This window comes from Sphaerospermopsis reniformis (assembly GCF_005402885.1).
GTDB lineage: Bacteria > Cyanobacteriota > Cyanobacteriia > Cyanobacteriales > Nostocaceae > Sphaerospermopsis > Sphaerospermopsis kisseleviana.
Genome location: NZ_BJCE01000068.1, coordinates 1 through 23680, shown reverse-complemented (window position 1 = coordinate 23680; position 23680 = coordinate 1). Strand labels below are relative to the sequence as shown.

The window sequence follows — 23680 nt, the reverse complement described above, 5'->3', positions numbered from 1 at the left end:
GCGTTACTCACCCGTCCGCCACTAACTCCTAAGAGTCCGTTCGACTTGCATGTGTTAAGCATACCGCCAGCGTTCATCCTGAGCCAGGATCAAACTCTCCGTTTTGTTAAGTTTGTTTAGCTCTTTTGACTGTTCTTTTAATACCTCAGTCCGGTATCATTTTCTTTACTTGACGCAGGACTTGTTGTATACTGTCTTTCAAACTATAATATTTTCAAGGTTCGGTGTCCCTCCGAGTCCCGCTCTCTCGCGGCTCTCTCTCAGGCACTTATTCAATATAGCGAACCTATCTTGGAATGTCAACTACTTTTTCCAAGTTTTTTTGGATTTTTTTTCTAATCAGTTCAAATCCTTGTGGTGTAAGGGTTTGAGTTAATAAAATTATTGGCTCGGAATGAATCCAGATGGATTTATAACCCTGGGCGCATGATTTTTTCAGCGACTTGGGGCAAAAACTGTTGCAGTAGATAAAGCAGTTTAGATTTACCAATCAGCATTTCGTAATGATCACGGCTGGAGTTACGCCAAAATTCCTCTACTAAAGTATCTAGCTGTATCTTGCCTTTACCCCGTCCTTGGGTCATGGGTGTGTCTACTAAACGGGCAATAATCTCAAAAACTTTGATGGGAGTACGTTCTAGCTGCCAGCGTAGGGCTTTTGAGGCAATATGCAAACCTGCTTTACTACTGCAGTAGATGGGCGCACTTTGCTTTGGTACTAAAGCTAGTCCAGATGTAATCTTGATTATGGCTGCTGATTGTTTGGTCAGTAGATGGGGAATCATGAGTAGGTTTGACAGGGTGAAAGATATTGCTGAGTTTGTTTATTTCTGAGTCGGGAATTTCTGTGGGCGATCGCAGGACATGAAACAATTGTTGATAGGGTTGATTACATATATACTTGACTAAATTCCAAAGGTGAGAATTCAGATGAAGAGTTCTGTGGCTGTACTACCACCGTTTTTGGTACTGGATCAATTGTTGCAAAGTTGGTTAATGGAGGATATTGGTAGGGGCGATCGCACTACTCAATCTCTTTTATCCCAAAATTCAACTATCAGACAAGGGAAGTGGGTAGCAAAAGCACCAGGAATAATCGCAGGTTTACCGATAGCAGCTAGGGTGTTTCAGTTATTAAATCATCAAGTCAGGTTTGTAGCTGTAAACTCTGAGGGTGCAAAGTGTGAAGCAGGAGACGTGGTAGCGGAAATTCAGGGTTCATTAGATGCGTTGTTGATGGGGGAACGGGTGGCGCTAAATTTGGCGATGCGGTTAAGTGGAATTGCAACGTTAACTAATATATATGTGGAGAAAATAGCAGATTTACCTGCAATGTTTGTGGATACGCGCAAAACTACACCAGGTTTGAGAATCTTGGAAAAGTACGCATCTGCTGTTGGGGGTGCGATTAATCACCGCATGGGGTTAGATGATGCAGTGATGATTAAGGATAATCATATTGCGGCAGTTGGGGGTATTGGAGAAGCTATTACCCGTATTCGTTCTCAAATGCCTTATCCTCTCACTATTGAAGTGGAAACAGAAAGTTTAGAACAGGTGCAAGAAGCATTAAAGTATCAAGCCGATATTATTATGTTGGATAATATGCCTTTAACAATGATGACTGAGGCTGTGCAGTTAATTCGTGAACAGGACAGCCGAGTGAAAATTGAAGCATCGGGAAATGTAAGTTTAGAAACTATTCGCGCAGTAGCACAAACTGGTGTTGATTATATTTCTAGTAGTGCGCCAATTACTCAATCAAGGTGGTTGGATTTAAGTATGAAAATGATTTAAGCAATGTAGCAGCAGAGGCAAAGCCTCTGTGATGGCATTCCCAGTCGGGGACTGGGAACGAGTTAACGAGTTAAGTATTTTTATTAGTTAGGAAATGTGTAAAACAGCTTTGCCTGGAAAACGTCTATCTACCAGTTTTTGAGCTACATCAGCAATTTCTGTCCAAGGGGCTTCTATGTCAATATGAGGGCGTAATTGTCCTGATTCTACTAATTCCACTAACCATTTTAACCCCACAGATGCGGATTCTTGTTTGAGTTCATGGAAGACTATTAAACCGTAAATACTCGCACCACCAAGGGCATAAAGATTGCCAGCATTAAAAGTTACTTCTCTTCCGGCAGTAGTTCCAAATACTACTGCTTGACCATTTGTACCTAAGAAACCTAACGCTTTACCGAGAACATCACCGCCTACAGAATCTATTATTAAATGATATGGTCCATATTGTTGAGCAGGGGATATATCTTCACCAATGACAATGTGATGCGCTCCTGCTTCTTTGACGATAGGTTCATACTTAGAAGTACGTAGATGGGCTGTAACCTTTGCACCGCTTAACCGTGCTAATTGAATAGCAAAGTTACCGACACCACCAGAAGCCCCCGTAATTAACACAGGTTGATTGAAGAGAAAACCGCCTTTTTTCATGATATGATAGGCTGTTAAACCTGCTATGGGTAATGTGGCAGCTTGAGCAAATGATACAAAGCGGGGTAGTTCTGCGAGAGAGTGGGTAGGTACTGCAACTATTTCACCCCAAGCACCGGAGGGGAGAAAACCGACAACCCGCGCTCCTTGTGGTGGTCCTGAACCGTCTGCGGCGGGTGTTTCTACAGTACCGGCGAGATCCCAACCAGGCCGCCAACCTGCTTGAGCAGTAGAAGCGCGTCTGAGTTCGCCGCGATTGAGTGAAATTGAGGCAACTTTAATTATGGCTTCGTTTGTTGCGGGTGTGGGTGCTGCAACTTCCTTTAATGCTAAACGTCCTGGTACGTTAGGATCAACAACGACAGCGCGAATTTTGTTGTTCATGTTTTTGATATCCTGGTTTGGGTTAAAAACTTGTTTTTCTTTGGTTTATATTACAATTACTTTATCAGCATCAATTTATTATCTTTATTGTCTGAATATTGACAAAACTGATCACAAAAATTATGATGACTAACTTAATCGAATACGAAGACGCTAACCCAGAAGTACGCGCAGTTTACGACGATATCCGCGCTACCAGACAAACTGAATATATCAACAATTTCTGGAAAGCTTTAGCTAATCATCCTCCAACTTTACGCCGTACTTGGGAAAGTCTCAAGGAAATTATGGCGGGTTCTGGGGAAATTGATCCACTGATGAGAGAATTAATTTACATTGCTGTGAGTGTGACTAATAACTGTGAATATTGCATTGCCTCACACACCGCAGCCGCAAAAAATAAGGGTATGACTGATACAATGTTTGGGGAATTGATGGCTATTGTTGGTGCTGCAAATATGACTAATAGGTTTGCAAATGGTTATAAAATTCCTGTGGATGAAATCTTTAAACAGCAGTAAAACTTCAATCATGGACAATTAATAATTACCTATCCCTTGGAGCGCGAAGATTGAAAAAGCGGAATTTTTTTCTTTTTTCTCCTTTAAAGGGGATATTTTAAACCTTGAACGAAACAATTATCAATTGTCAATTATCAATTATTTTCCCAACTTGTTGGAAATACCTTCACAACCACCGGGAATGGTTTTTCTGCTTTTTTCGCCGCACCAAGCACAGCAGTAACGACGCACGGGTTCTGACATTCTTTGTACATTGCTAAAATCGGCATTTTCTACTACTGCACCGGTGTATTCTCCGGTTTCATAGTCGGGTGGGTGGGTGCGACTGCGGGGTGAGGCTTTTTCTAATGAACCATAAAATAACCTGACACTGTTTAAATCGGTATTACTCAAATTAGCTTCATATAAAATTGTGCGGGCAAGGTTGGCTTTGACTAAATCACAACCACTGAGGTTAGCACGCACTAGATTTGCTTCACTCAAATCAGTCCACCGTAAATCAGTGTAAGAAAGGTCTGCACCGGCTAACATTACGCCTAAATCTATTACCCGTACACCTTCTATTCTGTCTTCGGCGTAGCCACCGCTACCATCGAGAATGGCTCTACCTAAACGGCGATCGCGTTTTAATGGTGTTAACAGTTTGGAACGGGAAAGAAAACGAAGAATTTTGGCTTTTCCATTGCCATCTACACTACTAAAAATTGCGGCTGTGCGTCCTTCTGCTATAGCTCTTTCTTGTGGCCAGTCTTCTAATAATCCTTCTTCATCTAATACTAAATCGGAAATGCCTTGAAAATAAGAATCTATAGTTTGTTGTTGAGTAATAATATTTTGTTGAACTGTAAGCAGGTTTTGTTGAATAGTTAAATCTTTGGAAATTACATATTGTCGCCAAGCTACATAAACGGCAATAATAGCTATAAGAATTTGTCCTAAAGCACCAAACCATTCGGCTAAAGTTCCTGAAGCTTCCCAGTTAATTTTTTTGCCCCAACGTAAGAGATGATAACCTAAGCCGCTAAATTTCAAGAAGCCAATAATACCTACCAATAAACCAATAAAGGCTAATAATAATGTTCTATCTTCTGGAGAAAACCATTCTTTGATGACATCTTGCAACCAAGGAAATAACATAGCTATGGATAAAACCAAAGTTGCGAAAGTTCCCAAAATACCCAGGAATGAGTTATTAATAGCAATACCAATAAAAGTTAGGGCGATCGCTAATAAAGTAAAAATCAAAGCTCTAGGTTTAACAACAACCTGACTGTGATAACGTTCTCTAAAACCAGATATTGCCCTTTTGAGGGCATTGGTATTTTGGGGAGATTGTAAAGAAGAAATAGCTGCTAAAGCTTGTTGTGCAGCTAAACCTTCTGCCGTGAGTTCATTTTCACTAGCAATATCAAAATCATCGCGTTCTAAATTGTGTTCTGGAATAGGTTCTGACTGTGGTGGATGATAAGAATTAGATTCAAGAGTCATTTTTAGATTTTAGATTTTAGATTTTAGATTTTAGATTGGTAAATTAATTACTGTCACCTGTCACCTCTCCCTTATAACCTACTTTATCAACAAGTCAGGAGTAAGTATCACTTTCGCTAACTTTTAACTCCTGACTTTTGCTTTGAAAATTTATTTTTTATGGAAACGGAAACAAGAATTTGTTAAGCTAGTCCTACCAACTTGGCGCTGAAGTCCCACATTTTTTCAGCTTTAGCATCATCGCTGGCTTCATTGGAAACTTTCTGCACAAAGGACTTACCATCTTTTTTCTGTCTATTTCCCCAACTCCAATAAATTCCAGATTGATTGTAAGCTGGATCTGCTACTACATCGGCTACTCTTTCACCAGCTAATTCTTCGGAAACAAACCCCCCAGTAATATATTTTTGGAACACAGGGAAGAGTTTCTGGAATAGGGGATAATGGTTGCGGAATAGGGCGGTTGTAGCCACGCAACCGGGATATAGGGAACTAAAAGTAATACCCGTTGACTCATGATAGCGTCTGTGTAATTCTCTCATGGTCAAAACGTTACAAACTTTACTATCTTTGTAAGCTTTAACCGGTTCAAATTTCTTACCGTCAATCATAGTATGGGGAGCTTTAAAACCAGCTTCAAAACCTTTTAAATCTCCTAAATCGGGACGTGGGGGAATTTTACCGCCTAACTCGTTGGGGTTGTGTGTAACTGTTCCTAAAATCACCAGTCTGGGTTCAGAAGTGGAAGCTTTCTTTAGATCCTCCAACATCAAGTTACACAGAAGGAAATGGCCAAGATGGTTAGTAGCCACACTTAACTCATATCCATCAGGGCTAAATAAAGGCTCTTTAATCAAAGGCATATAGATGGCAGCGTTGCACACCAAAGCATCTAATGATCTGCCCGTAGCTCTAAAATCCTGAACAAATTTTCTTACACTATCTAAAGAGCCTAAATCTATGTGTATAATGGTGTAGCTGTCTTTGGGAATCCCCACTGTTTGGGCTGCTGCTTCGGTTTTTTCCAGGTTGCGACAAGCCATAATAACGTGCCAACTTCTCTTAGCTAAAGCCTTAGCTGCATACAAACCCACACCAGAGGAAGCACCTGTGATTATAACCGTTGATTTATGCTGTTGTTCCATCGTCTTGAGAATCTGATGATTGTAGTTCAGTTGTTATTATGATCTCACACCATGTTCATCCATGATCAGCCTTGTAGCTAACGGATTAAAACAGGGAAATGCTGACAAAAAAAAGGATAACAATTTTTGCTAAGTTGCATGAGATTAATTCAATTTAATTTATATATCGACAAATCGTGGGTGATTGCATATTTGGCAGATTTATTTGTAATTATTCAATAAATCCGCATATTTGGTAGTTTTGCCAACATGATCGAGTTGAATATACAGTCAAAGTTATAGATAAATTGCCAATAGATTGTATAAAATAATTGATCAACTATATCTAGACATGGTATAGTTTATGTGAGTTAATCAAAACTTATCAAATTCTTGATTTCTTTTTCATTCAAATACAAGATAATTAATAGCAGTTTAGTGGACTTGGATACAACTTTTAAACATTCAAAAGGCATAACATTAAATTATGAGTTGCGTAGGTGCAGTATGATTTTAAGGCGATACTTTATTGCCTGTGGATTCATGAGTTTTTTGACTGTTGGTTGTGGTGATTTGGCAATATCATCAACAGAATATACCAAGCAAGTTGTACAAGAAAACAATGTTGCTCAACTCATAGCAGAAGTACAAGATAGTCAAAAAGCGGAAAAATTATTCATTCAAGGCAATAATTTTTTAGATACCAGTCGCTATAAAGAAGCTCTGACATTCTATAATCAAGCGATTGAAATTAAAAAAGACAGCGTAGAAACATGGGTAAATCGAGGTAATGCCCTGATAGCTTTACATCGGTATGAAGAAGCTTTAGAATCCTATGATAAAGCGATCGCCATTCGTCCGAATAAAAATGAAGCTTGGTATAATCGAGGAAATGCCTTATCAGCTTTACGGCGTTACGAGGAAGCAGTAAAATCCTACGATGAAGCTATAGTTATTGAACCAGATAAATTTGAAGCTTGGATCAACAGAGGAATTGCACTAACAAAATTACGCAGGTACAAAGAAGGCTTGGCATCTTACAATGAAGCTATCAAGATCAACCCAAATTCCCATCAAGCATATTACAATAAAGCTTGTAATTATGCCTTACAAAATAAACCAGACCTAGCAATTGAGTACCTAGTAAAAGCTATGCAAATGCAACCTGAAAAATACCAAAAATTAGCCCAAACTGACACAGATTTTGATAAAATCAGGGATAAAAAGGAATTTCAGGAATTATTAAAATGAAGAAGTTAGGAGTAAGTAGGGGCGAAGCATTCGGACAAAAATATTGGGAAAAAATCGATAATTTATCATCCGAATGCTTCACCTGTACAGGAGTCAGGAGTCAGGAGTGGAATAGAGAATGAAAAAACTCCTAATTACAGGTGCAAGTGGTTTTTTAGGGTGGCATCTTTGCCAAGTAGCAAAGACAGAGAAATGGGAAATTTATGGTACTTATGCTACCCATTTTTTAGAAATACCAGATGTAAAAATATTGCAAGTTGATTTAACAGACTTTCAGAAATTAAAAGAAATATTCCATCAGATAAAACCAGATGCAGTAATTCATACTGCGGCACAATCTCAACCAAATTATTGTCAACTGCATCCCCAGTCATCTTATACTATTAATGTTACCGCATCTTGTAACATTGCCGGACTTTGTGCAGATCATAATTTACCTTTAGCTTTTACATCTACCGACTTAGTTTTTGATGGTTTAAAACCTCCCTATAAAGAAACAGATGCAGTGTCACCAGTGAATATTTATGGTGAACAAAAAGCGCAAGCAGAAACAGAAATATTAAGAGTATATCCCCAAGCTGCAATTTGTAGAATGCCGTTAATGTTTGGGAAAGAAACACCCACAGCGAAAAGCTTTATTCAGGGATTTATCCAAACATTGAAAGACGGAAAAGAACTGAATTTATTTAGAGATGAATTTCGCACCCCAGTAAGTGCAAACACAGCCGCAAAAGGTTTATTATTAGCATTAGAAAAAGTTAACGGGATAATTCATTTAGGTGGTAAAGAAAGAATTTCCCGTTATGATTTTGGTAAAATTTTAGTTGAAGTAATACAACTTCCCAGCGATAAATTAAAATCATGTTTGCAAGATGATGTAAAAATGGCAGCACCAAGGCCAAAGGATGTTTCTTTAGATAGTGAAAAAGCGTTTAGTTTGGGATATCAACCATTATCTGTGAGGGAAGAATTAGAGAGGTTGTAAATAGGGGATTTTGAGGATTTTTTTGTCTGAATCAGGATGTCCAGGATTTAAGGATGCTAGTGAGTTTGTCAATTTCAACATCCCACCAATAATCTACAAAATGAGCGATCTCACTTGTTTAAAAATCTCTTCAATATCAACAGGTAAATAGGGAGAAACAACATCTTCAGCACCATCATGTACATAATGAGGATAGGTTGCAATTTCAGGATGATGGGGTGCGTTATCCCAACGTTTTATTAGTTCTCTATTTTCAGTTTGCCAATGAAAACTATATTTAATTATTTCTACTTGTCCAGATTCTATTTTAAAAAACTCAAACATTTCTAAAAAACTACCATTTTTTAATATCACACGATAACGCCATAAACCTTTATCAGTTTGTGCTTCTTCTCTAAGAATCGTAAAATTTACAACTTCTGGACACAGTGTAATTATAGATTTTATCCAGGCTAAATAATCATCGGCATTTTTCATATTTTTCATAAAGCTTGTTCTAACTTATGGATTTTTTTTAAAATGTCTTTGCGGAGTTCACATAAACCAAACCATTCAAAAAAATCCATTTCATCACCTAAACGACCTGAGTTAAATTGTTCCTCGAATTGTTCACAATTTAGTTGATATTTTTGTTCAAATTTTTGTATGTCTGAGTTATAGATATCTAATTTTTGGCGATGACGGGTTAAAATTACGTTTAGAAGTTGTCCAATAATTCTATCTAGTTCTGTATTGTCGTTACAATTTTCTGTGAGTAGTTCTAATTTTTCTAATGTGTTCATAATTTTAGATTGGATGAAGTTTATTAGTTGTGAATATTTTAGCACACTTTATATTTTTTGTCAGAATCAGGATATCCAGGACACCCTTCGGGAAGTCAAAAGTCAAAAGTCAAAAAAATCATTTATTTTCAGAAGGATTTACAGGATGTTGTTGTTTTATTATCTATGAGAAATAGCGACTTTGGGATGATTGATAAGATAAATTATCTGTTAAATTATTGAATTATCTGCTGTTACTTCTTGACTGTTGGTGTAACTGTATTTTATCATCTTTCAATATTTACAGACAATTCATCAATTACAATCCTGAAAATCCTCAAATCCTGGACATCCTGATTCAGACAATTTAAAATTTCAGCATCCCATGAATAATCTATAAATAACAATCCTGTACATCCTAAAATCCTGGACATCCTGATTCAGACAATGAAAATTTCAACATCCCACCAATAACCTACAAATTACCAACTAACCATACAAACTGTAGGTTGGGTAGAACGCAGTGAAACCCAACGATTTAATCATCATATTTGGGTAAAGTAAAAATTTATAAGATAATTTATAATATTATATTGTAATTAGATGTAAGATTTGCTATAATATTAAAATTATTTAGTTAAGTAAAAATCAATGATTTCAGAACAAGAATTATTAACAAAATGGCGATCATTACCCCAGGATAAACAAGAAGAAGTTTTAAAATTTGTGGAATTTATGCAATTGAAAACCACAGTCAAAAAACCGCCTTTAGGGGAACGTTTACGAGAAATTCGCTCTAGAATTGTTGCATCTGGTAAACCATTATTAAATGCAGATGAAATAGAACAAGAATTAGCTGTTCGTAGAGGTGGAATCCAAGGTACAGAAGAATGATTATAACTTATATTGATTCAGGGGTGTTACTGAGTGCAACCAATGGTACTGGTTTAATTGCAGAAAAAGCATTAGAAATACTATCAGACTCACAACGGGTATTTGCTGCTAGTGAGTTTGTCAGATTAGAAGTAAGTCCTAAAGCAGTTTATCATCAGCAAACAGCAGAATCTCAATTTTATGAAGAGTTTTTTAATGATGTTATTTACTGGGCAAATGATTTAACTTATATTGTACAAGAGGCTTATAAAATCGCTTCTCAGTATGGATTAGCTGCTATGGATGCACTTCATGTAGCTGCTGCTTTTTCTGTTGGTGCTGAGGAGTTAATTACTACTGAGAAGAAAACAAAACCGATGCACAAAGTAGTTGGTATTAAAGTAATTTCTATTTTTGATTAAGATGTTTTTTGCCTGACAATGATAATTTCAACATCCCACAAATAACCTACAAATAACAATCCTGAAAATCCTAAAATCCTGGACATCCTGATTCAGACAATGATAATTTCAGCATCCCATCAATAACCTACAAATAACAATCCTGTACATCCTCAAATCCTGGACATCCTGATTCAGACAATGATAATTTCAACATCCCACAAATAACCTACAAATAACAATCCTGAAAATCCTCAAATCCTGGACATCGTGATTCTGACAATGAAAATTTCAACATCCCACTAATAACCTACAAATTACCAACGAACCATACAAACTGTAGGTTGGGTAAAACGCAGTGAAACCCAACAATTTAATCATCATCTATATTATTGTGAAACTCTGTAGGGTGCGTTACGCTGACGCTAACGCACCATTTCAATAAAAAAATCAAAAAGGTGCGTTACATTTCATTAGACATCTCCGGAAATTAAATGTGCGTTTTCCAAAACCATTGTAGAGACGTTCCATGGAACGTCTCTACAATCTTTTTCGGAGATGTCTATTAACGCACCCTACAAACTAAACACAAATCATACCAAACATCAGCAACGCCCTGTTATCTATTATCTATAACCTATTATCTATTATTTGAATAATATTTACTTATTGTTTAATCATTGACAAAAGAACATTTTTATGTTTTTATTTGTAGCTGTGCCTTATATAAACAAGAACAGTATTAGAGTTTTGAAAAAAAATTGCACATTTTAAAGTCAGGATAGGGGAATTAAACAATGACTACTACCTATTACTACGGAACAAGTTTTGCAAACTACTACAACTATACGGGAACTCTACGACTTTATGCCTATGGTTATGATGGTAATGATACCATATCGGGTAATACCAATAATGATTGGATTGACGGTGGCTCTGGCAACGATTACCTTTATGGATGGTCGGGAAATGATACCTTACGGGGTGGGGATGGCAATGACAATTTAAATGGAGGAACTGGCAATGACAATTTATATGGAGAATGGGGAAATGATACCTTATGGGGCGGGGATGGCAATGACAATTTAAATGGAGAAACTGGCAATGACAATTTATATGGAGAATGGGGAAATGATACCTTACTAGGAGGATCAGGGAATGATGATCTAAGTGGTGGTTCTGGTGATGATCGCTTAACCGGTTCTACATCTCTGACTTTTAACAGTTTTGAGTATGACACCTTAGCTGGAGGCGCTGGTTGGGACACTTTTGTCTTAGGTACAAGTGCTGGCAACTATTATAGAGGTGGTGGTTATGCCCTTATTACCGACTATAGCGGGGTAAACGACTATATTCAAATTAGGAATATTTCACTTAGCCTACGGCGGGAAAATTGGGCTGGTGGTTCTGCTTTAGATACAGCCATCTATCAAGGAAATGACTTAATTGGAGTCGTTCAAGATAACATCAGTATTCAGCTAACCAGTTATTACTTTAACTTTGTTTAGCATCGCCTCATAGGTTGGGTTGAATGCAATAATTCTGTAGAGAAAACATACTCTAACAATTTTATTTGCTTGAGTTAGTCCGTAGGGTGCATTACCATCAGTAACGCACCTTATCCCACAATGAAAACGGTGCGTTAATGAAATGTAACGCACCCTACAATTAACTAACTATAAGCCTCCATCGGTAAACAAGAACAAACAAAATTCCTATCCCCAAAAGCAGCATCTATCCTACCCACACTTGGCCAGAACTTAAACTCCTTACTCCAACTAGCAGGATAAGCAGCTTGTTCACGAGAATAATCATGTTTCCACTCACCAACAATCAAACTTTCCGCAGTGTGAGGCGCATTTTTCAACACATTATCTTGCAAATCCATCTTACCAGATTCAATCTCAGAAATCTCCTTTCTAATGGCAATTAACGCCTCACAAAAACGATCCAATTCTTCCTTAGATTCGCTTTCTGTTGGTTCTACCATAATTGTACCAGCCACAGGCCAAGAAACAGTAGGTGCATGAAAACCATAGTCCATTAACCGCTTCGCAACATCATCAATTTCGATGTTTGCTGATTTTTTCACAGCACGTAAATCTAAAATACATTCATGTGCTACAAAACCATTTTTTCCGCGATATAAAACCGGATAAAAAGATTCTAATTTCTTAGCGATGTAATTAGCATTTAAAATCGCAACTTTGGTAGCTTCCGTTAACCCCTCTGCACCCATCATTGCAATGTACATCCAAGAAATTACCAAAATACTCGCACTTCCCCAAGGTGCAGCAGAAACAGCACCAGAGAATTTTGGATTTTGGATTTTGGATTTTGGATTATTTTCCTGTATTTTAATTACAGAATGACCAGGTAAGAACGGTACAAGATGGGAAGCGACACCAATAGGACCTATACCGGGACCACCACCACCATGAGGAATACAGAAAGTTTTGTGTAAGTTCAAATGACAAACATCAGCACCAATATCACCAGGACGACAAATACCCACCTGAGCATTCATATTAGCACCGTCCATGTAAACTTGTCCACCATGTTCATGAACTATGGCACAAATTTCTTGAATTGCTTCTTCAAATACTCCATGAGTTGATGGATATGTCACCATTAAAGCTGCTAATTCACTACTATGTTTTTCAGCTTTCGCTTTTAAATCAGCAACATCAATATTACCCTGATCATCACAGGCAATTCCTACAACTTTCATTCCACACATTACCGCACTTGCAGGATTTGTACCATGTGCAGATTGGGGAATTAAACAAACGTTTCTGTGTGCTTCTCCCCGACTTTCATGGTATTCACGAATTACCAAAAGTCCTGCATATTCACCTTGAGAACCTGCATTTGGTTGTAAAGAAATTCCTGCAAAACCTGTAATTTCTCCTAACCATGCTTCTAGTTGTTGGAATAAAATTTGATAACCTCTGGTTTGGGAAATTGGCGCAAAAGGATGGATTTTGCCAAATTCTGCCCAAGTTACAGGTATCATTTCCGAAGTTGCGTTTAACTTCATGGTACAAGAACCCAAAGGAATCATCGAAGTTGTTAATGATAAATCCTTGGTTTCTAATTGATGCAAATAACGTAATAATTCTGTTTCAGAATGATAGCGGTTGAAGATGGGATGAGTTAGGTATTCACTTTCACGAAGTAATGCGTAATTGGTAATTGGTAATTGGTAATTGGTAAGAGAAGTAAGTTCTGTTTCGCTGAAAGGTAAGTTATCTGTACCTGCGAAAATTTGCAATAAATCAATTACATCTGCTTCCGTTGTCGTTTCATCTAAGGAAATTCCCACATCAGAATTATCAAAAATTCGCAAGTTGATATTTCTCGCATCCGCAGCTTCTAAAATTGCCTGTAAACTGGTATTTCCTAACTCAATCCGCAGTGTATCAAAGAAGTTGTCACTAACAATTTTATAACCTAACTTTTGCAAACCTGCGGCTAAAGTTGCTGTTAATTGGTGGATATTTTGGGCAATTCCCCTTAAACCATCGGGTCCATGATACACTCCATACATCCCCGCCATCACTGCCAACAGTACCTGCGCTGTGCAAATATTACTAGTAGCTTTATCTCTGCGAATATGTTGTTCACGGGTTTGTAATGCTAACCGATAGGCAGGTTTACCATGAACATCTTTTGATACACCAACAATGCGCCCTGGAACTAAGCGTTTATACTCTTCCTTAGTAGCAAAATAAGCTGCATGAGGTCCACCGAATCCCATAGGAATACCTAACCTCTGGGTGCTGCCTACTGCTATATCTGCCCCTAATTCACCGGGTGGTGTGAGTAATGTTAAACTGAGAGGATCTGCCGCAATTGTCACCAATGCACCCTGAGCATGGGACTGTTCTATAAAGTTGCGATAGTCGTAAATTGTACCATCACTTGCGGGATATTGCAGAATCGCCCCAAAGATAGTTTCAGAAAAATCAAAGGTTTGATGATCACCGATAATGATATTAATGCCTAAAGGTTTAGCGCGAGTCTGCAATACATCAATAGTTTGGGGATGACACGCACTAGAAACAAAAAAGTTATGGGATTTATTTTTGCAGATACCATAACTCATACTCATTGCTTCTGCTGCTGCGGTCGCTTCATCTAGTAAAGATGCGTTAGCAATTTCTAAACCAGTTAAATCAATAATCATGGTTTGGAAATTTAACAACGCTTCCAAACGTCCTTGAGCGATTTCTGGTTGATAGGGGGTGTAAGCAGTGTACCAACCGGGATTTTCTAAGATGTTGCGTTGAATCACTCCAGGGGTAATACAATCGTGATACCCCATCCCGATGTAAGAACGGTAAACTTGATTCTTTTCAGCGATTTGGTTTAATTTTGCTAATGCTGCATATTCGCTTTGTGCTGCTGGTAATTTTAAATCTTGGTTAAAGCGAATAGATGAGGGTACGGTTTTAGCGATTAAATCATCTAAATTAGATAAACCCAATAAATTCAACATTTGTTGAACGTCATCTGCTTTTGGTCCGATGTGTCTTTTAGCAAACTCGCTTATTTGGTTGTTTTTAGCTGAAACTTGAGGACGTGGGGGATTAGCTACCACAAATTATGCTCCAGATGTTAAGGTTTAATATATTGTAATGATTACTTTGACTATTACCAAGTTGCTGGATATTTAGTTAAGGCTGGTAATTGGTAATTGGTAATTGGTAATTGATAATAAAATTACGTTATGCGTTGTTGTCAGATAGTTTTCCTACTTATACCCATAATCTACCGCAGTGTCCCGTATCATTGAGGCAAAATATAGTTAGTTTCAGGTCGTTATCGCTGTATTTTTGACGAATTTGCTGTATTAAACCTTGTAGATCAGGATTAATCAAATATTCTTCCTTATCGGGGTTAATGGCAATAAACCAGTTATGATGATCTACTATTAGCTGTTCTCGAAGACGTTCAAAAATAACACGACACCGTTTAGCTATTTCCTGACGTTTTGCTTGAGAATGATGTATGTCTGATAACTGTGCAGTTTTTGTAGTTGCTGATGAGAGGATGCGACTACGACGAGGATAAGATACCTGTGTCATAAGCAAAAATTTTTAGGAATTTACTTGGGATTTATTTGGTGATTTATTTTAATTATCTCAACAGATGACAAGAAACAGATCCAAAGAACATTTCAACTCTGTCACCTGTCACCTGTCACCTAGTTTACGAACCCTCTACCAAAGCACTATACTCACTAGCTGTCATCCCATCTTCAACTTCCCCAGGATCATTAACACGCACTTTGATAAACCAACCATCACCATAAGGATCATCAACTATTGACTCAGGAGAGTTAATCAAATCTTCATTGCGTTCTACTACTGTACCTGTAACTGGTGATTTCAGGTCTTCTACAGCTTTAACAGATTCAATTGTACCAAATGAGTCTCCCTTGGAGACCGCATCACCAATTTCTGACAGATCCAAAAATACAATATCACCCAGTTGATCTATAGCAAACTCAGTAATACCGATAGTGGCTATTTCCCCATCTAAACGTACATATTCATGAGTATCTTGATAGCGTAAATCATCGGGATATTCAAAAGCCATAACACTTCCTCTTCCACGTTAAAAAAATGGTGTTACCAGAGTAACCCAAACAACATTATTCCTCAAAAATCTCAAAACTTATCAGTTAGTAACACGATTTTTTGAGCGATAAAAAGGACGTTTTACCACGACTGCTGGATAAGCTTTACCGCGTATTTCCACTTCTAACTCCTGTTTAACGGTTGCTAACTGACTGGAAACATAAGCTAAAGCAATGGGATAACCAAGGGTAGGTGATAAAGTACCGCTTGTTACTTCTCCCACTACTTCACCTGAAGATAATACGTAATAGCCATGACGGGAAATATTTCGCCCTTGGGTTTGTAAACCTACGAGTTTACGATGTACTCCCACGGTTTTTTGTTGTTGTAAAATCTCCCGACCGATAAAATCGCTTTTTGTATCTAAATGAACCAACCACCCTAAACCCGCTTCTAGGGGTGTGGTGTTGTCGTCGATATCTTGTCCATAAAGTGCCATTGCTGCTTCTAAACGCAATGTATCTCTACAACCAAGACCACAGGGAATGACACCAGCATCATAGAGGCTTTGCCACAATTTTATCCCTACTTCGGGGTCTACCATCACTTCAAAGCCATCTTCCCCAGTGTAGCCTGTACGAGCGAGGAAAGCGGGTTGACCAAAAATGGTTGTTTCTAAATGCCCAAAGGCTTTAATTGGGGTTAAGTCGGCTGATACAAAAGACTGAAGATGGCTGGTAGCTTTTGGACCTTGAACAGCTATTAAGATTTTATCCCGTGACAGGTCTTGAAATTGGATTGTATCCAGGTCAAGATGTTGTAATAACCATGTTTTGTCTTTTTCTGTTGTGGCAGCATTAACGATAATTACCGCTTTTTCGCTATCTGTATTTTCTCTACCTTGGTAGTAAATAATGATATCATCAATGATTCCGGCTTGCTCATTTAACAACACTGTATATTGGGCTTGACCGGGTTGTAGACGACTTAAATCGGAAGGGACTAATTTTTCTAGTTGGGAAATCAGGTTTTGACCTTGGAGAGTAAATTTACCCATGTGGGAAATATCGAACATTCCAGCAGCATTTCTGACAGCTTGGTGTTCTTGGGTAATACCACTATATTGTACTGGCATTTCCCACCCACCAAAGCTGGTAAAGCGGGCTTTGAGTTCAACACCGATGTGATATAAAGGAGTTTGCGCTAGAAATTGGGTATTATTTTCTGGTTTCGCCACAGGTTTTTTTGGTGTTTTAGTTATTTTAGGTATTTTACCCAGATCCCCGACTTCTTCAAGAAGTCAGGGATCTATCTTCCCTAGTGCGGTTTAATAATTAATAGTGTAATTGTTGAGATTTATTAAACAAAAATTATGAAGCGTGGGCAAATTTGGCAAATACTCGTTAGTGTAGTTTTAGCTGTGGTGTTGTTTGTATCTCCCTTATCCGCACAAGCAGCAAGTTCTTCCAGTATTACCCGTTCCGCAGGGGATGAGGTACAAAGTCAAGATTTTTCAGGACAAAATTTAATCGGTAAAGAATTTACCAACATTAAATTAGAGAATGCTAACTTTAGCAATGCTGACTTACGGGGTGGAGTGTTTAACGGTACTCTGTTAGAAGGTGTAAATTTACATGGTGTAAATTTTGGTCAAGGTATTGCTTATTTAGCCAAGTTCAAAAATGCTGATTTAAGTGATGCAGTATTGACAGATGCGATGATGTTGCGTTCAACTTTTGATAATGTTAATGTCACTGGTGCAGACTTTACCAATGCGGTTTTAGATGGGGTAGAAATGAAAAAACTTTGTGTTAAAGCTAGTGGTGTTAATTCTAAAACTGGTGTAGATACTCGTGAATCTTTAGGATGTAGATAAACTGTCAGGGTTTAGCATTGCTAAACCCCTACTGACTCTTAACTTATTACTTTACTGAAAATCTACTAATTGGAAATTCTTTTCCATTTCTAATCTTTGTTCTGCATTACGTAAAAAATACCCATCAATCATTGCTGAACCTAAAAGTTTTCCTAATTCATCTCGGCTAGTGGTAATCATAGTATTATATCTGTCATGAGGCAAATTACCTAACATAGCAACAATAGATTTTTGAATCAATTCTAATACTTCTGGTGAGTTAGGTTTAGATAGTTGGGATACTGCTTCTGGGTTTAAAGATTGTATGTATTGCCAAAACTGATCATTATTTTCTTGTGGTGCGAAATACTCAGGCTGAGAATGGGAAAGATTACTCATGGCAGTTACTTTCAACTCGCTTGATTATCAATTTATCAAGATATGTCTGAATTGGTTGTCAAAGAAACCGAACATGAGAAGATGGGTTTATTCTACAGCAGGAAGTAAAAAAATATAACTATTTATAACTAGGGTTGATTGTGAATTATATCATATAATAATTTATGAACACTACTAAAAAATACTCGCAATTTATTCACCATGAATCAAAGCAGTAATATCGGCATTTTGGAAAAGTTTGTCAACACAGTAATGGGAGTAAAACCAGGAAATCAAAAACAGTCACTCAATACATCAGCAACCACAAAAGAACTAGACATCAAAGCAGTCATCGTTTATAAGCTAGGGACTATTCTGCAAATAGGAACAATGATTATAGTATTACTAGGAATGGAAAATTTAGTCAATTTACTTGATAGTAATTCTGCCTTTCCTAGTTGGGTTAGCACTGTAGTTACTGCCTTATTTTTCGCTTTATTAAGTATTCGTTCTCGGATTTTTTCACTTTTAGATAATACCCGTTCTCAAACAACTTATGATCAAGTAATTAGACCAAGATGGTCTCCCCCACCTTTAGCATTTCCTATAGTTTGGATGCTGATTGCTGTTTTACGGGTGATTTCTTCTGTGTTAATTTGGCAGGAATTAGATCATCAATTCTTGGTATTACCTTTCATTTTATTTGTGATTCATTTAGCTGTCGGTGATACTTGGAATACGATTTTTACCGTAGAACGCAGATTAGGTGCTGCTGTTCCAGTTGTGATTTTAGGACCTTGGTTATCGGCAATTGTTGTCACAGTAATTTATTGGCAAACTGTACCTTTAGCGGGAATGATTTTATCTTTTTCTTGTGTGTGGTTAACTGTAGCTGCTGCTTTGGTGTTTAGAATTTGGCAATTAAATGGATCTGAGCCATTATATCCTTTAAAGTTAGCATCTGTGGAGGAGTAGAGGGGTAAATTTAGGATGGGCGATCGCTATTTTTTAGCCTATAGAAAATAAGAGCGATCGCACTAATCAAAACCATTTAACTATAACTCTTCAATTGTCACTAAACCACCTTCTGTAAATTGGATAGACAACTCATAACCATCAAGTAAAGCAGTGCCTAATAATGGCAGTTTTCCTGTAGCTAAAACATTAACTTCTCTTTCCTCGCCATTCCAAATAATAGTAGTTTGATGTACTGGTAAAAGTACACGACTATTATCTGCTAAATTTGCATACATATCATAAACAAAAGGCAAATTCAAAAGATTAACTGCCATTGGAGGTAAAGAAAGAAACTCTGTAAAACCTGTATCAATCACAAATTCAATAGTAAAATCTGTTGATCTGGCAATCAAAATATAACATTGACAGTTGCACGTCCATTTTTAATAATACCAGTTATCACCGATAATCACGCTCCATTTCTCCACTAAAGGATGCAGCGACTTTGTAACCAATGCGAATCCCAAAAAGTCGAGCAAATCGGTTTTTATTCCGTAAATAACGCGCTGACTCTATCCCTGTTTTATCAACTGCATATTCACCAGTTTCTATATCAATAATCACCATTTTACCGATGTTTTCTTCAGTTTCCACCTGTGAACGAATGATAGTTTCATATAATTCTTTAGCACGTTTGGCGACTTCTTCACTGCTGAGGAGAATGGATTGCATTTTATGTCATCCTTTTTTTGTGATTATATTTATTATACTGGATTTATAATAAATTTTATTCTTCTTCAGCTAAATTGATATATAATAAAAATAAATATTTTTTGATATCTTATCATGACATTACAAGAATTGCAAAAACAAGTATTACAGTTACCAATGAGTGAACGCTGGCAATTGGTACAAACTGTATTAGAATCAATACAACAAGAATCTATCTCAGCATCAAAGAAAGGTAATTTATCTCGACTGCGTGGCATTGCTAAAAGTGCAAATATCTCTAGTGATGAGAATATTAATGGAGATTATGCGACTTATCTAACTGAAAAATACCAATGAAACGAATTTTTATTGCTTTATAATTCAATGCTAAATACATGAGACATTTATGAAAATAGACAAACCTATTGCTATTGATTTATTTGCTGGTGCTGGCGGATTTGGTTTAGGTTTTGCGATGGCAGGTTTTAATATTCCCCTTTCTGTTGAAATTGATGCTTGGGCGTGTGATACTCTCCGTTATAACCACCCTGACATGACAGTAATTCAAGATGATATTCGTAATTTTAATACTTTAAGTAGTGTTAAAGAAATTTGTCTATACAAACCGCATATTATTATTGGTGGTCCTCCATGTCAAGGTTTTAGTGTTGCAGGTCCAGCACGAAAAGATCCAAATGATCCTAGAAATAGTTTATTCATTAACTTTTCTCAGTGGATAAGTTTTCTTCAACCTAAAGCATTTGTGATGGAGAACGTGAAAGGTTTACTCTCACGCAAAAATAGCGAAGGTTTAAAAGTCCTAGATATTATTAAACAAACTTTTGAAGAATTTGGATATTTTGTAGAAGTATGGTTACTTAATTCTGCTGAATATGGTGTACCACAGGTTAGAGAGCGTGTTTTTATTGTTGGAAACAAACTAGGTAAAAAATTAGGTAGTCCTCAACCAACCCATTCTCTAGACTTATTAAAAAACAAGATATGGCAATTATCCCTTGAAGAAATAAATTTACTTCCTGCTATCAGCTTATGGGATGCAATATCAGACTTACCTCCACTTAATGCGAGAGAAGGTAAAGAAGAACAACCTTATATATCAGAATCTCAAAATCAATATCAGCACTGGATCAGACAAGGTAGTAAAATTCTTTATAATCATGTAGCAATGGAACATTCTCAGCGATTAGTAGAACGTTTTAAACAAATAAAATGGGGTGAATCCAGTTCAGATGTTGCTACAGAATATGGTGCTAAACGTCGTAGTGGAAATGGTGACTTATCTAATAAAACTTATGATCAAAACAACAGACGGTTACATCCATACAGGCCAGCATACACAATAGCAGCATCCTTTTATGCAAATTTTATTCATCCTTTCCAGCATCGTAATTTGACCGCTCGTGAGGGTGCGCGTGTCCAATCTTTTCCTGATACTTATCGTTTTTTAGGAAAGAAAACAGTTGTATCTCATAAGTTATTACAAAGGGAAAATAGATTAAATGAAAAGTTCCTTTGCCAGTACAATCAGATAGGTAATGCTGTACCACCCATTCTAGCTAAAGCAATTGCAATTCATCTTCAAGAAAAATTAGAGCTATGTCCACAACTGATAGAAACCCTTTAGTTCATGGTTCAAATCTCGAACAAAAAGAAAATCACCGCAAAAAATATAGAGATGCTGAAAGCAGAAAATTTCTCCAAGAAATTAGAATTGAATATGATAAATGGCATTTAGCTAATGTTGAATTAGTTGGACCAACATCAACACCTAATGAAAATGATAATGCAATTATTTCTCAAAGAGTAGAACTTTTATCAGCATATAAAGATTTTTTAGATCAACAACATTATGCTGAAAAGTTTGACTCTCGCTCCAATCTTCACTCTAGTGTATTGGAGGAATTTCTCTATTATTTATTTCGAGATTTAGCAAAAGATTTTGGAGAAAACGCGCTCATTGGAAAATCCCATACTTTTAAAGATATTTTCTTTGTTCCTCCCAAATATGCAGAAATGTTGAAACGTCCCTATGCACGTATTGAAAAGAAAGATCATGATTTTGTGATTGGTGCAACTATTGAAGCATCATTTGAAGCAGTTACACCACCAGAAGAAGAAAATTCAGGTGAAATGCTGACAATTATTAAAGAAGAACCAGACAACTATTCAGATGTTACAGTTACAGGTAACACAGAAACTCATATTTTTGATATTCCAGTTATTGTTATTGAATGTAAAACTTATCTTGATAAAACTATGTTGGAAGGTTCATCAAGAGCAGCAGAAGATTTAAAAGCTAGGAATCCGAATAGTTTATATATTGTATTAATGGAGTGGATCAAGTTGACGAGTGATGTTAATCTTCGGAAGTACAAGGTTGATCAGATTTATGTATTACGTCAGCAGAAAAACACGGATCGAGAATTTAGGTATGAAGAAACTTATGTTAAAAATCCAATTAATCCAACTGTAGTACAACATTTATTTCATAAGGTACGGAAGCATTTAACAATGGACTGGTCTGGTGGAATTGAATATGGAATAAAGCGAGGTTGGTTAATTGAGGAATAAGCTACGCTAACGTATTTCTTCCACAATTAGCTAACTGAGAGCGATCGCGTTACCTCTACATTAACAAAGAGCGATCGCACGCTGTAATAATTCTGTCATGGTTGAGGAATTTGAATGGCTTTTTACTATTTTAGATTATCTCACTACTAACAAAAATTGACAATTATTGACAGGTGTGCAATTCTAAAGAAAAGACTATGTAATTAATTCAAAGGTGAATCTATGAATGTTCATCTAGGTACTACATTTGATCAGTTTGTTGCTGAACTCGTTGATAGTGGACTATATCAGTCACAAAGCGAGGTCATTCGTGAAGGTCTACGGTTATTAAAAGAACGGGAAGATTTACGGAAGTTGAGAATGGAAGAATTGCGGAAGGAAATACAAATAGGAATAGATCAACTTGATAGGGGTGAAGGTGTAGCTTTTGATGCTGAAAAAATCAAAGCTGAAGGGAGAAAAAGACAAGCTGCAAAACGTATTAGTTAGCAGTATTTAAGATATGGCAAATATTTTTCAATCCCCAGAAGCTCAAAATGACTTCATTGAAATCTGGCTCTATATTCGTCAGGATAATGAAATTGCTGCTGATAGAATTATAGATGCTATTAATGAGAAGTTGATACTTTTGTCAGAATTACCTCAAATGGGGAAACTGTGTGAGGAATTAGCACCATCACTTAGAAGTTTTCCTGTTGGTAAATACCTTTTGTTTTACCGTCCCGTAGTTGATGGAATTGAACTTGTAAGGGTAATTCATGGTGCAAGAGATATTCAAAATTTGTTTGAATAAGTCATTTATATTTTTTTGTCAGTTATGTGATAGCTAGGGTAAGCTATGCTAACGCATTACCCCTACATTAACAAAGAGCGATCGCACGCTGTAGTAATTCTGTCATGGTTGAAGAATTTGAATGGCTTTTTACTATTGATGATATCAAGTCTTTGAGTTAATTATGCGATACCGTCGGTAAGCTTCGCTAACGCACTACTTCCATATTAACCAACGAAGAGCGATTTTATTATTTCTTGACTATGTAAAATGTGTGATTATCTTTTATTTTATGATCTACACTAACAGCAATCTTTGTTTTTTCAGTAATTGGCAGTTCAGGATATTCTGTATTATCTAATTGAATTGTTAAAATAGGTTTTTTATAAAATCTACCTTCTTTTGTTTCGATAATTAGCATATCTCCAACTTTTATCGTATAGTCTTCTATTTCAAATGCCAATACTTTAGACATCTCCGAAAACTATCTAACCTTCACCACAACTGCTTTTGAGGAAATGAAGGTTAAGTGCAAAGATACTCAGATTATACGCTATAATCAGTGCTGAAGATGCCTGCTATTGGGAATTAGCC

At 36.9% G+C, this 23680-nt stretch carries 28 protein-coding genes and 1 rRNA gene; 14 read left to right on the top strand and 15 right to left on the bottom strand.

Going from position 1 to position 23680, the window contains the following annotated elements; all coding sequences use genetic code 11:
* Together FFR48_RS11850 and FFR48_RS11845 are read right to left on the bottom strand one after the other, a co-directional pair.
* Positions 1-105 (bottom strand): 16S ribosomal RNA (locus tag FFR48_RS11850); the annotation flags it as partial.
* Between the two features lie 305 nt (positions 106-410).
* A complete protein-coding gene (locus FFR48_RS11845; protein ID WP_268932431.1) occupies positions 411-800 on the bottom strand; it encodes an SDR family NAD(P)-dependent oxidoreductase in 390 nt (129 codons plus the stop codon).
* Positions 801-930: 130 nt separating this feature from the next.
* On the opposite strand from FFR48_RS11845, the gene nadC reads away from it, so the two are divergent.
* Entirely contained in the window at positions 931-1797 is an 867-nt protein-coding gene (gene nadC / locus FFR48_RS11840; RefSeq protein WP_137667498.1) for a carboxylating nicotinate-nucleotide diphosphorylase, read from the top strand.
* 87 nt (positions 1798-1884) lie between these two features.
* On the opposite strand, the gene FFR48_RS11835 is transcribed toward nadC, so the two are convergent.
* Positions 1885-2832, bottom strand: a complete 948-nt coding sequence (locus tag FFR48_RS11835; RefSeq protein ID WP_137667497.1) for a zinc-binding dehydrogenase — start codon at positions 2830-2832, stop codon at positions 1885-1887.
* Between the two features lie 125 nt (positions 2833-2957).
* On the opposite strand from FFR48_RS11835, the gene FFR48_RS11830 reads away from it, so the two are divergent.
* Positions 2958-3353, top strand: a complete 396-nt coding sequence (locus FFR48_RS11830) for a carboxymuconolactone decarboxylase family protein (protein WP_096571157.1) — start codon at positions 2958-2960, stop codon at positions 3351-3353.
* Positions 3354-3491: 138 nt separating this feature from the next.
* Here FFR48_RS11830 and FFR48_RS11825 read toward each other — a convergent pair whose 3' ends face one another.
* Both FFR48_RS11825 and FFR48_RS11820 read right to left on the bottom strand, forming a co-directional pair.
* Entirely contained in the window at positions 3492-4841 is a 1350-nt protein-coding gene (locus FFR48_RS11825) for a pentapeptide repeat-containing protein (RefSeq protein ID WP_137667496.1), read from the bottom strand.
* A gap of 182 nt (positions 4842-5023) precedes the next feature.
* Positions 5024-5986, bottom strand: a complete 963-nt coding sequence (locus FFR48_RS11820; protein WP_137667495.1) for a protochlorophyllide reductase — start codon at positions 5984-5986, stop codon at positions 5024-5026.
* 486 nt (positions 5987-6472) lie between these two features.
* Here FFR48_RS11820 and FFR48_RS11815 point away from each other — a divergent pair, with 486 nt between their 5' ends.
* Together FFR48_RS11815 and FFR48_RS11810 are read left to right on the top strand one after the other, a co-directional pair.
* Positions 6473-7216, top strand: coding sequence for a tetratricopeptide repeat protein (locus FFR48_RS11815; RefSeq protein WP_137667494.1), 744 nt, complete (start codon positions 6473-6475; stop codon positions 7214-7216).
* 118 nt (positions 7217-7334) lie between these two features.
* Positions 7335-8201, top strand: coding sequence for an SDR family oxidoreductase (locus tag FFR48_RS11810; RefSeq protein ID WP_137667493.1), 867 nt, complete (start codon positions 7335-7337; stop codon positions 8199-8201).
* Positions 8202-8294: 93 nt separating this feature from the next.
* Here the strand turns inward: FFR48_RS11810 and FFR48_RS11805 are convergent, their stop codons facing one another.
* Together FFR48_RS11805 and FFR48_RS11800 are read right to left on the bottom strand one after the other, a co-directional pair.
* Positions 8295-8687, bottom strand: a complete 393-nt coding sequence (locus FFR48_RS11805; protein ID WP_137667492.1) for a toxin-antitoxin system TumE family protein — start codon at positions 8685-8687, stop codon at positions 8295-8297.
* Positions 8684-8983: a hypothetical protein gene (locus tag FFR48_RS11800; protein WP_096571146.1), complete on the bottom strand. Its 300-nt coding sequence runs from the start codon at positions 8981-8983 to the stop codon at positions 8684-8686. Before FFR48_RS11800 ends, FFR48_RS11805 begins: the two co-directional genes overlap by 4 nt.
* Before the next feature lie 630 nt (positions 8984-9613).
* Between FFR48_RS11800 and FFR48_RS11795 the strand changes: the two genes are divergently transcribed.
* The 3 genes from FFR48_RS11795 (at position 9614) to FFR48_RS11785 (ending at position 11744) form a co-directional block, all read left to right on the top strand.
* The gene (locus FFR48_RS11795) at positions 9614-9856 is read left to right on the top strand and encodes a hypothetical protein (protein ID WP_137667491.1); all 243 of its coding nucleotides are present in this window, start codon (positions 9614-9616) and stop codon (positions 9854-9856) included.
* Positions 9853-10257, top strand: a complete 405-nt coding sequence (locus FFR48_RS11790; RefSeq protein ID WP_137667490.1) for a type II toxin-antitoxin system VapC family toxin — start codon at positions 9853-9855, stop codon at positions 10255-10257. Before FFR48_RS11795 ends, FFR48_RS11790 begins: the two co-directional genes overlap by 4 nt.
* A gap of 776 nt (positions 10258-11033) precedes the next feature.
* Entirely contained in the window at positions 11034-11744 is a 711-nt protein-coding gene (locus FFR48_RS11785; protein ID WP_137667489.1) for a calcium-binding protein, read from the top strand.
* Positions 11745-11908: 164 nt separating this feature from the next.
* On the opposite strand, the gene gcvP is transcribed toward FFR48_RS11785, so the two are convergent.
* The 4 genes from gcvP to gcvT all read right to left on the bottom strand — a co-directional run bounded on the left by gcvP (position 11909) and on the right by gcvT (position 17058).
* Positions 11909-14839, bottom strand: a complete 2931-nt coding sequence (gene gcvP, locus FFR48_RS11780) for an aminomethyl-transferring glycine dehydrogenase (RefSeq protein ID WP_137667488.1) — start codon at positions 14837-14839, stop codon at positions 11909-11911.
* Positions 14840-14996: 157 nt separating this feature from the next.
* On the bottom strand, positions 14997-15326 hold the full coding sequence (locus tag FFR48_RS11775; protein ID WP_137667487.1) for a hypothetical protein: 330 nt from the start codon (positions 15324-15326) through the stop codon (positions 14997-14999).
* 124 nt (positions 15327-15450) lie between these two features.
* Complete coding sequence (gene gcvH, locus FFR48_RS11770; protein ID WP_096571134.1) at positions 15451-15840, bottom strand: glycine cleavage system protein GcvH; 390 nt, start codon at positions 15838-15840, stop codon at positions 15451-15453.
* 81 nt (positions 15841-15921) lie between these two features.
* Positions 15922-17058: a glycine cleavage system aminomethyltransferase GcvT gene (gene gcvT, locus FFR48_RS11765; protein WP_096571132.1), complete on the bottom strand. Its 1137-nt coding sequence runs from the start codon at positions 17056-17058 to the stop codon at positions 15922-15924.
* A 135-nt stretch (positions 17059-17193) separates the two neighbouring features.
* On the opposite strand from gcvT, the gene FFR48_RS11760 reads away from it, so the two are divergent.
* A complete protein-coding gene (locus tag FFR48_RS11760; protein WP_096571131.1) occupies positions 17194-17697 on the top strand; it encodes a pentapeptide repeat-containing protein in 504 nt (167 codons plus the stop codon).
* Between the two features lie 51 nt (positions 17698-17748).
* Here the strand turns inward: FFR48_RS11760 and FFR48_RS11755 are convergent, their stop codons facing one another.
* Positions 17749-18075 carry a DUF760 domain-containing protein gene (locus tag FFR48_RS11755; protein WP_096571129.1) on the bottom strand — a complete coding sequence of 109 codons (327 nt, stop codon included), beginning with the start codon at positions 18073-18075 and terminating at the stop codon, positions 17749-17751.
* Positions 18076-18276: 201 nt separating this feature from the next.
* Between FFR48_RS11755 and FFR48_RS11750 the strand changes: the two genes are divergently transcribed.
* Positions 18277-19029 carry a TspO/MBR family protein gene (locus tag FFR48_RS11750; protein ID WP_137667486.1) on the top strand — a complete coding sequence of 251 codons (753 nt, stop codon included), beginning with the start codon at positions 18277-18279 and terminating at the stop codon, positions 19027-19029.
* Between the two features lie 80 nt (positions 19030-19109).
* On the opposite strand, the gene FFR48_RS11745 is transcribed toward FFR48_RS11750, so the two are convergent.
* Entirely contained in the window at positions 19110-19424 is a 315-nt protein-coding gene (locus tag FFR48_RS11745; protein ID WP_371851440.1) for a clan AA aspartic protease, read from the bottom strand.
* A 46-nt stretch (positions 19425-19470) separates the two neighbouring features.
* Entirely contained in the window at positions 19471-19743 is a 273-nt protein-coding gene (locus FFR48_RS11740; RefSeq protein WP_096571125.1) for a hypothetical protein, read from the bottom strand.
* 114 nt (positions 19744-19857) lie between these two features.
* Between FFR48_RS11740 and FFR48_RS11735 the strand changes: the two genes are divergently transcribed.
* The 5 genes from FFR48_RS11735 to FFR48_RS11715 all read left to right on the top strand — a co-directional run bounded on the left by FFR48_RS11735 (position 19858) and on the right by FFR48_RS11715 (position 23107).
* Positions 19858-20079 carry a hypothetical protein gene (locus FFR48_RS11735; RefSeq protein WP_096571123.1) on the top strand — a complete coding sequence of 74 codons (222 nt, stop codon included), beginning with the start codon at positions 19858-19860 and terminating at the stop codon, positions 20077-20079.
* A gap of 49 nt (positions 20080-20128) precedes the next feature.
* Positions 20129-21367 carry a DNA cytosine methyltransferase gene (locus tag FFR48_RS11730; RefSeq protein WP_096571121.1) on the top strand — a complete coding sequence of 413 codons (1239 nt, stop codon included), beginning with the start codon at positions 20129-20131 and terminating at the stop codon, positions 21365-21367.
* Entirely contained in the window at positions 21340-22314 is a 975-nt protein-coding gene (locus FFR48_RS11725; protein WP_096571119.1) for a Bpu10I family restriction endonuclease, read from the top strand. The genes FFR48_RS11730 and FFR48_RS11725 overlap by 28 nt, the downstream gene beginning before the upstream one ends.
* Positions 22315-22536: 222 nt before the next feature.
* The gene (locus tag FFR48_RS11720; RefSeq protein WP_096571117.1) at positions 22537-22803 is read left to right on the top strand and encodes a type II toxin-antitoxin system ParD family antitoxin; all 267 of its coding nucleotides are present in this window, start codon (positions 22537-22539) and stop codon (positions 22801-22803) included.
* A 13-nt stretch (positions 22804-22816) separates the two neighbouring features.
* The gene (locus FFR48_RS11715) at positions 22817-23107 is read left to right on the top strand and encodes a type II toxin-antitoxin system RelE/ParE family toxin (protein ID WP_096571115.1); all 291 of its coding nucleotides are present in this window, start codon (positions 22817-22819) and stop codon (positions 23105-23107) included.
* A 229-nt stretch (positions 23108-23336) separates the two neighbouring features.
* Here FFR48_RS11715 and FFR48_RS11710 read toward each other — a convergent pair whose 3' ends face one another.
* Complete coding sequence (locus FFR48_RS11710) at positions 23337-23561, bottom strand: hypothetical protein (protein ID WP_201277609.1); 225 nt, start codon at positions 23559-23561, stop codon at positions 23337-23339.
* Between the last annotated feature and the right edge of the window lie 119 nt (positions 23562-23680).

What these genes read in the sequence shown, in the direction of transcription:
- nadC (WP_137667498.1), top strand. Translation starts at nt 931, where the DNA reads ATGAAGAGTTCTGTGGCTGTACTACCACCGTTTTTGGTACTGGATCAA.
- FFR48_RS11835 (WP_137667497.1), bottom strand. Translation starts at nt 2,832, where the DNA reads ATGAACAACAAAATTCGCGCTGTCGTTGTTGATCCTAACGTACCAGGA.
- FFR48_RS11830 (WP_096571157.1), top strand. Translation starts at nt 2,958, where the DNA reads ATGACTAACTTAATCGAATACGAAGACGCTAACCCAGAAGTACGCGCA.
- FFR48_RS11825 (WP_137667496.1), bottom strand. Translation starts at nt 4,841, where the DNA reads ATGACTCTTGAATCTAATTCTTATCATCCACCACAGTCAGAACCTATT.
- FFR48_RS11820 (WP_137667495.1), bottom strand. Translation starts at nt 5,986, where the DNA reads ATGGAACAACAGCATAAATCAACGGTTATAATCACAGGTGCTTCCTCT.
- FFR48_RS11815 (WP_137667494.1), top strand. Translation starts at nt 6,473, where the DNA reads ATGATTTTAAGGCGATACTTTATTGCCTGTGGATTCATGAGTTTTTTG.
- FFR48_RS11810 (WP_137667493.1), top strand. Translation starts at nt 7,335, where the DNA reads ATGAAAAAACTCCTAATTACAGGTGCAAGTGGTTTTTTAGGGTGGCAT.
- FFR48_RS11805 (WP_137667492.1), bottom strand. Translation starts at nt 8,687, where the DNA reads ATGAAAAATATGAAAAATGCCGATGATTATTTAGCCTGGATAAAATCT.
- FFR48_RS11800 (WP_096571146.1), bottom strand. Translation starts at nt 8,983, where the DNA reads ATGAACACATTAGAAAAATTAGAACTACTCACAGAAAATTGTAACGAC.
- FFR48_RS11795 (WP_137667491.1), top strand. Translation starts at nt 9,614, where the DNA reads ATGATTTCAGAACAAGAATTATTAACAAAATGGCGATCATTACCCCAG.
- FFR48_RS11790 (WP_137667490.1), top strand. Translation starts at nt 9,853, where the DNA reads ATGATTATAACTTATATTGATTCAGGGGTGTTACTGAGTGCAACCAAT.
- FFR48_RS11785 (WP_137667489.1), top strand. Translation starts at nt 11,034, where the DNA reads ATGACTACTACCTATTACTACGGAACAAGTTTTGCAAACTACTACAAC.
- FFR48_RS11775 (WP_137667487.1), bottom strand. Translation starts at nt 15,326, where the DNA reads ATGACACAGGTATCTTATCCTCGTCGTAGTCGCATCCTCTCATCAGCA.
- gcvH (WP_096571134.1), bottom strand. Translation starts at nt 15,840, where the DNA reads ATGGCTTTTGAATATCCCGATGATTTACGCTATCAAGATACTCATGAA.
- FFR48_RS11760 (WP_096571131.1), top strand. Translation starts at nt 17,194, where the DNA reads ATGAAGCGTGGGCAAATTTGGCAAATACTCGTTAGTGTAGTTTTAGCT.
- FFR48_RS11755 (WP_096571129.1), bottom strand. Translation starts at nt 18,075, where the DNA reads ATGAGTAATCTTTCCCATTCTCAGCCTGAGTATTTCGCACCACAAGAA.
- FFR48_RS11750 (WP_137667486.1), top strand. Translation starts at nt 18,277, where the DNA reads ATGAATCAAAGCAGTAATATCGGCATTTTGGAAAAGTTTGTCAACACA.
- FFR48_RS11740 (WP_096571125.1), bottom strand. Translation starts at nt 19,743, where the DNA reads ATGCAATCCATTCTCCTCAGCAGTGAAGAAGTCGCCAAACGTGCTAAA.
- FFR48_RS11735 (WP_096571123.1), top strand. Translation starts at nt 19,858, where the DNA reads ATGACATTACAAGAATTGCAAAAACAAGTATTACAGTTACCAATGAGT.
- FFR48_RS11730 (WP_096571121.1), top strand. Translation starts at nt 20,129, where the DNA reads ATGAAAATAGACAAACCTATTGCTATTGATTTATTTGCTGGTGCTGGC.
- FFR48_RS11725 (WP_096571119.1), top strand. Translation starts at nt 21,340, where the DNA reads ATGTCCACAACTGATAGAAACCCTTTAGTTCATGGTTCAAATCTCGAA.
- FFR48_RS11720 (WP_096571117.1), top strand. Translation starts at nt 22,537, where the DNA reads ATGAATGTTCATCTAGGTACTACATTTGATCAGTTTGTTGCTGAACTC.
- FFR48_RS11715 (WP_096571115.1), top strand. Translation starts at nt 22,817, where the DNA reads ATGGCAAATATTTTTCAATCCCCAGAAGCTCAAAATGACTTCATTGAA.
- FFR48_RS11710 (WP_201277609.1), bottom strand. Translation starts at nt 23,561, where the DNA reads ATGTCTAAAGTATTGGCATTTGAAATAGAAGACTATACGATAAAAGTT.